Source organism: Pseudomonas corrugata (assembly GCF_001269905.1).
In the GTDB taxonomy this organism is placed as follows: domain Bacteria; phylum Pseudomonadota; class Gammaproteobacteria; order Pseudomonadales; family Pseudomonadaceae; genus Aquipseudomonas; species Aquipseudomonas corrugata.
Genome location: NZ_LHVK01000008.1, coordinates 259,123 through 271,148 on the forward strand (window position 1 = coordinate 259,123; position 12,026 = coordinate 271,148).

11 protein-coding genes and 1 pseudogene are annotated in these 12,026 nt (G+C 61.3%); 6 read left to right on the top strand and 6 right to left on the bottom strand.

All coding sequences use genetic code 11. The annotated features are described in order from the left end of the window. The first annotated feature begins 284 nt into the window (after window positions 1-284). The 3 genes from AD665_RS12395 to AD665_RS12405 are packed head-to-tail and all read left to right on the top strand — an operon-like array spanning window position 285 to window position 3,109. On the top strand, window positions 285-1,193 hold the full coding sequence (locus tag AD665_RS12395; protein ID WP_024780937.1) for an ABC transporter permease: 909 nt from the start codon (window positions 285-287) through the stop codon (window positions 1,191-1,193). Further along, window positions 1,190-2,038, top strand: coding sequence for an ABC transporter permease (locus tag AD665_RS12400; RefSeq protein ID WP_024780938.1), 849 nt, complete (start codon window positions 1,190-1,192; stop codon window positions 2,036-2,038). The genes AD665_RS12395 and AD665_RS12400 overlap by 4 nt, the downstream gene beginning before the upstream one ends. 15 nt (window positions 2,039-2,053) lie before the next feature. After that, on the top strand, window positions 2,054-3,109 hold the full coding sequence (locus AD665_RS12405) for an ABC transporter ATP-binding protein (RefSeq protein ID WP_053192275.1): 1,056 nt from the start codon (window positions 2,054-2,056) through the stop codon (window positions 3,107-3,109). Between the two features lie 122 nt (window positions 3,110-3,231). Here the strand turns inward: AD665_RS12405 and AD665_RS12410 are convergent, their stop codons facing one another. Then, entirely contained in the window at window positions 3,232-4,161 is a 930-nt protein-coding gene (locus AD665_RS12410; protein ID WP_024780940.1) for an AraC family transcriptional regulator, read from the bottom strand. A 324-nt stretch (window positions 4,162-4,485) separates the two neighbouring features. Between AD665_RS12410 and AD665_RS12415 the strand changes: the two genes are divergently transcribed. Together AD665_RS12415 and AD665_RS12420 are read left to right on the top strand one after the other, a co-directional pair. Further along, a complete protein-coding gene (locus tag AD665_RS12415) occupies window positions 4,486-4,830 on the top strand; it encodes a putative quinol monooxygenase (RefSeq protein WP_024780941.1) in 345 nt (114 codons plus the stop codon). A gap of 46 nt (window positions 4,831-4,876) precedes the next feature. Further along, window positions 4,877-5,110, top strand: coding sequence for a hypothetical protein (locus tag AD665_RS12420; protein ID WP_024780942.1), 234 nt, complete (start codon window positions 4,877-4,879; stop codon window positions 5,108-5,110). A gap of 72 nt (window positions 5,111-5,182) precedes the next feature. On the opposite strand, the gene AD665_RS12425 is transcribed toward AD665_RS12420, so the two are convergent. Continuing rightward, window positions 5,183-5,803 (bottom strand): flavin reductase family protein, encoded by a 621-nt coding sequence (locus AD665_RS12425; RefSeq protein ID WP_024780943.1) that lies wholly within the window; start codon window positions 5,801-5,803, stop codon window positions 5,183-5,185. Window positions 5,804-5,976: 173 nt separating this feature from the next. Further along, entirely contained in the window at window positions 5,977-6,387 is a 411-nt protein-coding gene (locus AD665_RS12430) for a hypothetical protein (protein ID WP_053192278.1), read from the bottom strand. 325 nt (window positions 6,388-6,712) lie between these two features. On the opposite strand from AD665_RS12430, the pseudogene AD665_RS12435 reads away from it, so the two are divergent. After that, a pseudogene (locus AD665_RS12435) lies at window positions 6,713-7,042 on the top strand (COG4705 family protein); the annotation flags it as partial. A 121-nt stretch (window positions 7,043-7,163) separates the two neighbouring features. On the opposite strand, the gene AD665_RS12440 reads toward AD665_RS12435, so the two are convergent. From AD665_RS12440 to AD665_RS12450, 3 genes are all read right to left on the bottom strand, one after another. After that, the gene (locus tag AD665_RS12440; RefSeq protein ID WP_024781033.1) at window positions 7,164-8,483 is read right to left on the bottom strand and encodes an MFS transporter; all 1,320 of its coding nucleotides are present in this window, start codon (window positions 8,481-8,483) and stop codon (window positions 7,164-7,166) included. A gap of 445 nt (window positions 8,484-8,928) precedes the next feature. Beyond that, entirely contained in the window at window positions 8,929-10,263 is a 1,335-nt protein-coding gene (locus AD665_RS12445; protein ID WP_053192280.1) for a sigma-54-dependent transcriptional regulator, read from the bottom strand. Continuing rightward, window positions 10,256-12,022, bottom strand: a complete 1,767-nt coding sequence (locus tag AD665_RS12450; RefSeq protein WP_053192282.1) for a sensor histidine kinase — start codon at window positions 12,020-12,022, stop codon at window positions 10,256-10,258. Before AD665_RS12450 ends, AD665_RS12445 begins: the two co-directional genes overlap by 8 nt. Window positions 12,023-12,026: the final 4 nt, after the last annotated feature.

Here is a 12,026-nt window from a genome sequence, read left to right on the forward strand (position 1 = left end):
ACCCGCGATCCAGTGTGGGAGCGAGCCTGCTCGCGATAGCGGTGGGTCGGTTGAGGGAGATGGTGGCTGTGCCGGCGTCATCGCGAGCAGGCTCGCTCCCACAGGGGAATAGGGGGGATGCGGGATCTGTAGGCTACCCGCGATTCAGTGTGGGAGCGAGCCTGCTCGCGATAGCGGTGGGTCAGCTGAGGGAGATGCTGGCTGTGCCGGCACCTTCGCGAGCAAGCCCGCTCCCACCGAAAAGTTGTGTTTGTGCTGTCGTTTTCCACTGACGAGACCTTGCCATGGAACACCAACCGTTAACTCATCCGCAGAGCGTTGCGCCAATGCGTTCCAGCCGGAGTATTTCGCCCACGACGCGGGCGTGGTTTTTCCTGTCGCCGTCGATGCTGTTTCTGGGCGTGTTGATTGCCGCCAGTCTGTTGGTACTGCGCATGAGCGTCGGCACCAAGGGCGCGGAGTGGAGTGGGTTCAGCCTTGCCAGTTATGGGCAATTGCTGGAGCCCTATTACCTCAAGTCCCTGTTGCTGACCTTACGCCTGGCACTGATCAGCGCGGTGATCGCCGTGCTGTTGGCGATCCCTGTGGCTTACACCATGTCGCGCCTGGCCTCGCCATTGCTGCGGCGGGTGTTCCTGGCGGCGGTGCTGTTGCCGCTGCTGGTCAACCTGCTGCTGCAAAGCTACGGCTGGCTGGTGATCCTCGGCCCGGCCGGCATGCTCAACCAGGCGCTCATGGGCCTGGGCCTGATCAAGCGACCGATCATGTTGCTGTACAACCAGAACGGCGTGCTGATGGGCTTGGTCCAGACCGCATTCCCCCTGGCCGTATTGCCCATCGCCAGCGCCATGCGCGGGGTGGCCCGCAGCTATGAGGAGGCGGCCGCCACCCTCGGTGCCAGCCGCTTCCAGGTGTTTCGCCAAGTGGTGTTGCCCATGAGCCTACCCGGCATCATCACCGGCGCGACCCTGGTGTTCGCCTACAACGCCAGCAGCTTCGTCGTACCGCTGTTGTTGGGCGGGAGACGGGTGCCGATGCTGGCAGTGATGGTCCATGACCAGATTGCCCCGTTGATGAACTGGCCGGCCGCATCCGCCGCGGGGGTGGTGTTGATCGTCACCACGCTGCTGATCATGACCCTGTCCGAATATTTCACCGGCCGCCGTCGGCGGATGCTGGAGGCTTCTCAATGAGCGCGTTGAGTAAAAAACGCCAGTCGCTGTTGCCCGGTGAAACCGGTCGGATCGCGGGGCTGCTGTCGGGTCTCATTCTGTTGCTGGCGGTATTGCCGATCCTGACCATGATCGTCATGTCCTTCAGCGGCGCGGCGAACCTGGACTTCCCGCCAAGCAGCTACAGCCTGCAATGGTATCGGGCCGCCTGGCAGACCTTCGTCTCCCCGGATACCAGCGATGTACTGAGCCTGGGCCAGGCCATGGGCACCAGCTTGCTGGTGGCGTGCCTGACCATGATCTTCGCCACGCTGATCGCGGTGCCGGCGGCCTATGCACTGACCCGTTGTGAGTTCCGGGGCAAGGCCGTGGCGCTACAATTGATGTCGCTGCCGTTGGTGTTCCCCATGGTGGTGCTGGGTCTGGCTTTGCTGTTGGTGTTCGACAGCCTGCCATTTCAGATGACCACCTCAAGGCTGGTCATTGCCCACGTCATCCTTGCCTTGCCGTTCGTGGTGAAGAACTGCACCGCCGCCATGCTCGGCATCGGTAGCGAAGTCGAGGAAGCCGCGCGGATGCTCGGGGCCTCACCGCAGCGGGCCATCGTCGATGTGGTGGTGCCGTTGATGAAGTCGGGCATCCTCGCCGGAATGCTTCTGGCATTTATTGTCTCGTTCAACGAATTCACCGTGACCTATTTTCTCTACACCGTCGACGTCATGACAGTGCCGATCTGGATGTACAGCCGCACCGTGTCGTCGCTTGACCCCACCGTTTTTTCGTTTGCCGTGCTCATCGTGCTGATCGACTTCGTGCTGATCTGGGCCTTGGAGAAGCTGGTGGGCGAGGGCGGCGTTTCCTTTTGATTTCGAGGTGAAGACATGACTGGACTGATACTGGAAAACGTCGAGAAACATTACGGCTCGGCTTGCGCGGTAAAGGATGTGAACCTGCATTTGCCGGAAGGCAAGCTGGTCTGTTTTCTCGGGCCTTCGGGCTGCGGCAAGACCACGCTGCTGCGGATGATCGCCGGCCTGGAAAGCCTTAGCGGCGGTGAGAACCGCCTGGATGGCGATGACATCGGTCATACCCCGGCGCACCTGCGCAACTTCGGCATGGTCTTTCAATCGCTGGCGTTGTTTCCCCACATGACCGTCGGCGAGAACATCGCCTATCCACTGAAACTGCGCGGCGTGGGCAAGGCCGAGCAGCAGGCGCGGGTGGTGGAGCTGCTGGAGCTGATTCAGCTCCAGGCCATGATCGACCGGCCCGTGGCGAAACTGTCTGGTGGCCAGCGTCAGCGCGTGGCAATTGCCCGGGCGATTGCCGCACGGCCAAAAATCCTGCTGTTGGACGAACCGCTGTCTGCCCTCGACGCCAAGCTGCGTGAGTCGATGCAGGTGGAAATCCGCCAACTGCAACAGCGGCTGAACATCACCACCATCCTGGTGACCCACGACCAGCGCGAGGCCATGACCATGGCCGATATCGTGGTGGTGCTGGGCGAGCACCGGGTGCAGCAGGTGGGGACGCCGATCGAGATCTACCGGCATCCAGCCAATGAGTTCGTCGCCGACTTCATCGGCTCGGGTAATATTTTTCCTGCGACCACGCTGGGCAGCGGGCGTGTCGGCCTGCCGGGCGGGGATGTGCTGGACGTACCGGCCAGCCGTAGCCCGATTGTTGGCGAGAAGATCAAGTTGCTGGTGCGCCCGGAAGACGTGCAGCTGTCTACTCCCCAGGCCACGGCGGGTAACCGCTTGCTGGGCAAGGTGACATTCGTGCGTGACATTGGCGCGACCATCGAGACCACGGTGGAGTGTTCCGGGGTTTCATTCACTGCGCTGAGTACGCCTTGCCAGGGAATGGACCTGGGCATCGGGCACGCGGTGTCGGTGACCCTGCCGGCAGATGCGTGTCGGTTGCTGGAGGCTTGATCTGGAAAAGTGGGGGCTTGGTCTGGCCCCATCGCTAGCAGGCTCCCCACATTGGAATGCGTCCCCCCTGTGGGAGCGAGCCTGCTCGCGATGAAGCCGGCACAGCCAATGCAAAAGCCCAATCAAACCGTCAACCGCAACCGCGCCAGATCCCGCAACGGCGGTGCGCCAAACAGTCGGCTGTACTCGCGGCTGAACTGCGAAGGGCTTTCATAACCCACTCGATACCCTGCCGCCGAAGCTTCCAGCCCCTCGGCCAGCATCAGCCGCCGGGCTTCCTGCAGGCGCAACTGTTTCTGATATTGCAGCGGGCTCATGGCGGTCATGGCTTTGAAGCGATGATGAAGAGTAGAGACGCTGAGGTTCACTTCCCGGGCCAGTTCGTCGATGCGCAGCGGCTGTTCGAAGTGACCGTTGAGCCATTTGATCGCCTGGCCGATGCGATGGCTCTGGCTGTTGGCAATGGCGATTTCGTACAGCCGGTAGCCCTGTGGACTGCGCAGCAGTCGGTACAGGATTTCCCGTCGCACCAGGGGCGCGAGCATGGTGATGTCCTTGGGGTGGTCCAGCAGGCGCACCAGACGCAGCACTGCGTCTAGCATCGACGTGTCCAGGCGTTCGACATACAGGCCACGACCGGCTGGGCGGGTCGGCACGCCCAGCGGGCCGGCATCGGCGATCAGCGCGGTAATTTCCGCCGGGTCGATGTCCAGGCGCACAGCCAGGATCGGGTGTTCAGGCGAAACGTCGGCGATGCATCCGCTCAACGGCATCGAAACCGAGACCACCAGGTAATGAAGCGGGTCGTAATTGAACAGTTCGTCCGCCAGTCGTACCTGTTTGCTGCCCTGGGCCATGATGCACAACGCCGGCTGCGCCAGCACCGGTGCAAATTTATGGGGCTTGCTGTGGCGAGACAGATTCAATGAGCCGATGGCGGTAGCGTAGCTGCCGTCTTCACGGGTATTGCGGTCGATGATCGACGCCAGTTCGGCGCGCTGTTGTTCCAGATGCGGGTCCAGGGGGACGTGGGCGTGGTCGAGCGGCGACATGCCAGGATCCTCGGATAATAGAAGCGATGGGCAAAGCTTATGTTTGTGCAAGGCGTCGTGGTAGTCACATCCTGTTGAAAGCTTGCCTGATCCTGCCTGGCCATCGCGCCGGATTGTTGCAACGCTGCCGAAACTTGCTTGAAATCTTTCGTTTCAAAATGTCCGGTTCCTGTCGGGGCGCTTCGGCTTTGCAAACTACTTTTACGCAGGATTGTGCAAGGCGTCGGCAGAAATCGACTAACGAACCTGGCATCGCGGCGCTTAACCTTCAATCCTGTCGCAGCTGTTCCCGGCTGCACAATGGATGACCTGGGAGGGTTGAACATGTCTACACAGATCCCCGTCAGTCACATGGCTTTTGTGCGGGCCCGCGCCGGAAGCTCCAACTTATTGGGCGTACGACTGAGTAAACTCATCGCGCCTTCGCGCCAAGCCCCTGGTTGCCTGCACTTTGCGTTGCAACAATCGCAATGCGACGACGATTTGTGGCTGATGTCCGGGCTTTGGGTCGATCAGCAGGCGATGGATGCGTACTTCAACTCCCCGGCCATGGGGATTTTCGCTGAGCTGGTGCAGGAGCTGGTGGTAAGCAGTCTGGATTTCCACACCTTCAGGGAAGTGTCCGCAGCCCAGGCGCCACTGGCGACGGTACACAAACTGGCTGGATGAAGGTTTAATAACTCTCCATTTCTCATCGCCAGGATGCGCAAAAAACATGGCACGTAAAGCGTTTGAAACCTTTGAAGCTGTCTCTGCGGTCGTTCCTCGGGAGGGCGGTGGCTACCATGCAGCCATTGCGACCAAAGCCATCGGTGGCTCCGGGGCTCCGCGCTTCCACAAGATACTCGAGGAGCAGACGTTCGAAACCGCTGCCAAAGCCGATGAAGCTGCCGCTGTGCATGTGACACGTCTGAAGGGCGTCGACGAAGAGGGTGGGTTGGTCTGGTGATGACCCTCTCAGCCAATAAAGCTTCTGTGGCGAAAGGATTTATCCCCTCGCCACAGAAGCTTGTGCACGTTCTTACTTTGGGCGATGCATCTTGAACAGCGCCTCAGGCCCCAACTGGAAGTAATCCGCCGGTCCGCCACCGCGCAAGATCGGTTCGGCGGCGGCTGTGTCGTAGACCCCGTCCTTCAATAGCCACTTGGCAATATGCACCGCAACCACTTCGCCGAGGATCAACCAGCTCGGCACCAACCCCTTGTCCGCTCGCTGCAACTGAATGATCTGGGTGACCTTGCATTCGAAGGACACCGGGCTTTCGGCCACCCGCGGCACCTGGATCACCTGTGATGTCGCTGGCGTCAACCCCGCCAGTTCGAATTCGTTGACCTCGGGCGCGACCATGGCGCAGCTCTGGTTCATCTGTTCGGCCAGCGGGCGTGTGGCCAGGTTCCAGGCGAATTCGCCAGTCTGTTCGATGTTGTTCAGGCTGTCTTTGCGCCCGACACTGGAAAAACCAATGATCGGCGGGACGTAATTGAAGGCATTGAAGAAACTGTAGGGTGCCAGGTTCAGGCGGCCTTCGGCGTCCTGGGAAGAGATCCAGCCGATAGGACGTGGGCCGACAATGGCGTTGAACGGATCGTGGGGCAGGCCATGGCCGTTGGCGGGTTCGTAGTAGTAGATATCGTCGGGCATGGAAGTGCTCAAATCCTGGGTTTGGGTGGGACTCGAAGAATAGTGCCGAGCCGTATCGGTTTTGTCAGTACCGCAGGGCTTTGAAGGAGGTCTTTTGCACAGAGATGGCGATTACCAGGGGCTTTAATGACTAAGCCCGGCCGAAGCCGGGCTGTGAGGACGCCTTTGGGGGATCAGCTGATGAGGGCACCACCGGTACGATCGAAGCCGTCTTCAGCAACAGTGGCGCCACCGGTACGATCGAAGCCGTCTTCAGCAACAGTGGCGCCACCGGTACGATCGAAGCCGTCTTCAGCAACAGTGGCGCCGTTGGTACGGTCGAAGCCGTCTGCAGCAACAGTGGCGCCGTTGGTACGGTCGAAGCCGTCTGCAGCAACAGTGGCGCCGTTGGTACGGTCGAAGCCGTCTGCAGCAACAGTGGCGCCGTTGGTACGGTCGAAGCCATCTGCAGCAACGGTGGCAGCACCGGTGCGCTCATAACCATCAGCGGCAACAGCTGAACCGGTACGGTTGAAACCGTCAGCGGCGAAGGTATTGGCAGCGAGTACCGACAGGGTCAGGGCAAGGATCAGTTTGGTTTTCATGGTCGTATCTCCAAATCGTTGAGGGGGTGTGTCTTGCATGGGTTTAATTCTACTCATGCAAATTTGATTAAAAAGCGCAAAATAGTGCTAAATCGAATCGATTAATTCGATATTAAGACTTGCGCATCCCATGGCTTTACAAACCTCGGCAAAGGCCGTGAACGTATCGATTCAAGTGAGATGAGGATGCCAGGCCAGCATTAATCGTCGATTAATTCGATGTCGGACGGATGCGACAGATTTTTCATGTACTCCCGACCTGTTTTTCACCGCCGCAACGCCAGCCTTGCCAGGGCCTGTAATCAAGGCCGGTCGCCTCACACTGGAGCTTTCCGACTACCTGGCGGATGATTCGGGCCTGGGGTTTGGCGGCGCTGCGTTACTGATCGGCTCGACCATTGCCCTGGTCGTGCTGCTCAAGTGCTTCACCAGAATTTCGACAATGGTGTTGTTCTGGATCGCGTTCGTGCTGACCCGTCCGTTGGGGGCAACGCTGGGTGACCTGATGACCAAATCCCATGAGCAGGGCGGCCTGGACATTGGCACCGTCGGTTCGTCGGCGGTGTTGGCGGGAATTCTGGTTGTGATGATCGCCGGGGCGGCGTATGCGCAGAGTCGCTATGGCAGGCAGGGGGCTGCTGCCGAGTCGGGTTGATACCGAGTTGCCCCTATCGCGAGCAGGCTCGCTCCCACAGCTTCAATGTAAATCCTGTGGGACCGAGCCTGCTCGCGATGAGTCCATAACAGTCACCCAAGCAGTGACTGCCGATACCCCATCAGTCCGTCACGATCCGCGAATGCTTGCGGGTGTCTTTCATGGTGATGTACACCAGCAACGAAACCGCGATGCACGCCGTCACGTACCAGTAGTAGCCCGTCTCCATGCCAATGCTCTTGAACCACAGTGCAATGTATTCAGCCGTACCGCCGAAGATCGACACGGTCAGCGCATACGGCAGACCTACACCCAAGGCGCGGATTTCGGTGGGGAACAACTCGGCTTTTACCACGGCGTTGATCGAGGTGTAGCCGCTGACGATGATCAGCGCGGCCATGATCAGGAAAAATGCTCCCCACCAGGTCTGGATGTTATGCAATGCGGTAAGGATCGGTACGGTGCACAGCGTCCCCAGAATGCCGAAGGCAATCAGGATCGGCCGGCGTCCGATCTTGTCCGACAGGCTGCCGATCACCGGTTGCAGGCACATGAACAGGAACAGCGTGGCGGCGGAAATCGTGGTGGAGTCGGAAATGCTCATGCCGACGGTGTTCACCAGGTATTTCTGCATGTAGGTGGTGTAAGTGTAGAACGCCAGGGTGCCACCCATGGTCAGGCCGACCACGGTCATCAATTCCTTCGGATGGCGCATCAAGGTGCGCATGGCGCTTTCCTTGGCCTTCTCCTTCTTGGTAAACGACTCGGTTTCTTCCATGCCACGACGCAGGTACAGCGCCACGATCGCACACAAGGCACCAATGGCAAACGGAACGCGCCAGCCCCAGGCGTACAACTGTTCGCTGGTGAGGAACTGCTGCAATACGATCAGCACGCCGAGGGCGATGAGCTGGCCGGAGATCAGGGTCACGTATTGGAAGCTGGAGAAGAAGCCGCGACGTTCCTTGGTCGCCATCTCGCTCAGGTAGGTCGCCGACGTGCCGTACTCGCCGCCCACCGACAGGCCTTGGAGCAAACGGGCGAAGACCAGCAGGATCGGTGCACCGACACCGATGGTTTCATAACCTGGGCTCAGGGCGATGATCAGCGAGCCAAAGCACATCAGGTAGACCGAGGCCATCAACGCCCGCTTGCGGCCGGCGCGGTCGGCGTAGAGTCCCATCAACCATCCGCCGATCGGACGCATCAGGAAGCCCACGGCGAAAATCGCGGCGGTGTTGAGCAATTGGGCAGTGGTGTCACCCTTGGGGAAGAAGACTTTGGCGAAGTACAACGAGAAAGCGGCGTAGACGTACCAGTCATACCACTCGACCATGTTGCCGACCGAACCGCTGAAGATCGATTTGATCCGGCTGGCGGTGGTTCTTTCACGGGCGGGCACGGCAGCCGACCCGAGGGGCAGGGCGTTGGAGTTATCCATTGAAGGATCCTTCGTTTAATTGTTTTTGTGGAGCGCGTAGGAACGCAGCCTGAATGGGCTATAGCAGGAGCTGTGCCATGTGGCGCAGGGCCGGTCTAGAGGGGTTTGACGTATGGGGTTGAGCGGAAATCCGCCTATCCTGGATGGAGGGTAAGCGGGAATCCGCTGATTCGGCGGTGCATGGACTGGCCTCTTCGCGAGCAGGCTCGCTCCCACACTGGATCTTCAGTGGACAAACAGGCTGCATGCGACCCCAATCCCCTGTGGGAGCGGGCTTGCTCGCGAAAGCGCTGGGTCAGTTCGAGTGAGGGTGAGTGCGAAGCCGCCATCGCGAGCAGGCTCGCTCCCACACTGGATCTTCAGTGGACAAACAAGCTGCATCCGGCCCTAATCCCCTGTGGGAGCGAGCCTGCTCGCGATGGGGCCAATACAGGCGGCACAACTCTCAGTTGCCCTGCAAAAACATTTCCCGACTCAACCCATGCCGCTGCATCTTTTCGTTGAAGGTGCGGCGTGGCAGTTGCAGTTCTTCGAGCACGGCTTTCACATCGCCTTTGTGTCGCATCAGGGCAGCGCGCAGGCACTGGGCTTCGAAGGCTTCTTGCTGGGCGGCGAGGGACTGGCCGGGGTCCGTCTCCAGCGTGTGGGAATGATCCAGCCCCAGCAACTGGCGCTCGGCGACGTTCGCCAGTTCGCGCACGTTGCCCGGCCAGTCGTGGCTCAGCAGATGACTCAATTGCGGGCCGCTCAACGGTGCGGCAGGGCGGCCCAGGCGTTCGGCGGCGTTGTGGGTGAAATGCTCGAATAGCAAGGGGATGTCCTCGCGCCGTTCACGCAACGGCGGCAGGCGCAGTTCGGCGATGTTCAGGCGATAAGCCAGGTCTTCGCGAAAGCGCCCGGCCCGGGCTTCGTCCAGCAGGTCGGGTTTGGTCGCGGCGATGATGCGCAGGTCCACCGCAATGCTCTGGTTGGAGCCCAGGCGTTCGAGTTTCTGCTCCTGCAAGACCCGTAGGAGCTTGACCTGCTGGGCCAGGGGCATGCTCTCGATTTCATCGAGAAACAGCGTGCCGCCATGGGCATACTCGAGCTTGCCGATGCGCTTGCCCTGGGCGCCGGTAAAGGCCCCGCTTTCATGGCCGAACAGTTCCGCCTCGAACAGCGCTTCGGGGATGGCGGCGCAATTCAATGCCACGAAGGGTTTGTCCGCCCGGGGGCCGAAGTCGTGCAGGCACCGGGCGACCAGTTCCTTGCCGCTGCCGGTTTCGCCGCGGATCAATACATTGACCGGCAGGGCCGCCAGGTCCAATACCTGGCGTCGCAGGTTTTGCAGCGCCCGGGAAACCCCTAGCAGCGTCCCGTCGAGTCGGGCCCTGGCGTCGGCCTGTTCATGCAGCCGGCGGTTCTCCAGCACCAGCGAGCGCTTGTCCAGGGCGCGGCGCAGGCTGCCCAGCAGGGCTTCGGGACTGAAGGGTTTCTCCAGGAAGTCGTAGGCCCCATCGCGCATGGCTTCCACGGCCATCGGCACGTCGCCGTGGCCGGTCAGCAGGATCACCGGCAGATCCGCGTCGCGCCGGCGCACTTCGGCCAGCAGCTCCAGGCCGCTGAGCCCGGGCATGCGCACGTCGCTGAGGATCACCCCCGGATAATGCGCCGGCAATGCCGCCAGGCATTCCTCGGCGCGGCTGAACAACTGCACCTGGAAACCCGACAGACTCAGCCATTGTTCGACGGCACTGCGGATAGTGCCTTCGTCATCGACGACCATTACAGAGTCAAGCATGCAAGCGGGTCTCCTGATCGATGGGCAACGCCACGCAGAATACGGCGCCACCTTCGTGATTGTCTGCCGTCAGTCGCCCGCCGGACTCATGGATGATGGCAAACGAAACCGCCAATCCCAGGCCCAGGCCATCGCCCACCGCCTTGGTGGTAAAGAACGGATCAAAGACCTGGGCCAGGTGTTCCTCGGCAATCCCGGTGCCGCTGTCACTGACCGTCAGGCGCCACAGTAGCTCATCGGCTTCCAGGCGTACTTCCAGCTGTTTCAGGGGTTGGCCGGCCATGGCATCGAGGGCATTGCGCAACAGGTTGATCAGTACCTGTTCGAGGCGGATCGCATCGCCACGTACCCACGCCGGACGGGTCAGGTGCAACACGGTACTGACCTGTTCGTCCCGCAGGCGAGCGTCCAGCAGTTGCAGGGCCTGATCCACCACCGCCGCCAGGTCCAGGCGTTCGCGCAGGCCGCTGGGACTCTTGCGGGCAAACGTTTTCAGGTGACCGGTGAGAGCGGCCATGCGGGTCAGCATGTCGTCCACCGGTTTGAGCGCCTTGTAGGCATCGTCGACCCGGCCGTGATCCAGCAGCAGGCGCAGGGTTGCCAATTGCATGCGCTGGGCAGTCAGCGGCTGGTTGATTTCATGGGCCAGGGCCGCCGACATCTGCCCCAGCGCCGCCAGTTTGGCCGACTGCACCAGTCCTTCCTGGGCGGTACGCAACTCCCGGGTCCGCTCCTCCACCAGGCGTTCGAGCTCTGCGCGGCTGCGTTGACGCAGCTTCGCCAGGCGCCAGCGCTGGTTGAGGAACAGCAGCAGGAACACCAGCGCCAGCCATGATCCGGCGGCGGCGAGCCCGGCGTTGCGGCGATCTTCGAAAGCGATCTGCGGGCGCCGCAGCAAATGCAGGGTCCAACCTTCGGCCGTCAGGGGCAGGGACTCCCACAGGTAGTCCGCCGGGCCATCAGGGGCATCGACCCGGGCCAACTGACTGTGGTCGTCAAAACGCCGCAACGCTTCGTAGCCCAAGGGTTGCAGAGGTTGCTTGTCGTATTGGCGGGTGGCCTTGAGCTCGGCACGGTCGCTGTCGGTCAGGGGTTGCAGATGGCGATAGCGCCAGCCTGGCCGGTTGGCGATGAACACGATGCCCCGGCCATCGCTGACCAACAGGGTGTCGCTGCCCTGGCGCCATTCACGTTCAAGCTCCGGAAATTCGAGCTTCACCACCATCGCCCCCAGAAACTCGCCGTTGTCCCCGATCACCGCGCTGGACAGGAAATAACCCGGAATGCCGCTGGTCACACCCACCGCATAGAAACGCCCGGTGCCCTGGGTCCGGGTCTGGAGGAAATAGGGCCGGAAGCCATAGTTGTGCCCGACGTAACTGCTGGGCAGGCGCCAGTTGCTGGCCGCCACGGCCAGGCCGGTGCGGTCGAGCAACTCCAAGGTCGAGGAATGCGCGGTATCGTTGATTTTCTCCAGTTTGCGATTCAGCGCGTCCTGTTGCGTCGCACTGACCGGTCCTGCCAGGGCCGACCGCAACTCCGGGTCCAGGGCCAGGACGGCGGGCAGGGCGCGATAGCGATCGATCAGGGTATGCAGGGAGTTGGCGTACAACGCCAGTTGCTGGTTCGCACGGCTGGCATCTTCCTCCAGCGCCTGGCGCTCGGCATGGCGCACGGCCAGTGTGGCGGCGCCGACGGCACCGGCGAGGATCAGCACAATGGCAACGGAAAGACGCAAGGGGCGAGGCATTGCGAGCATGTGA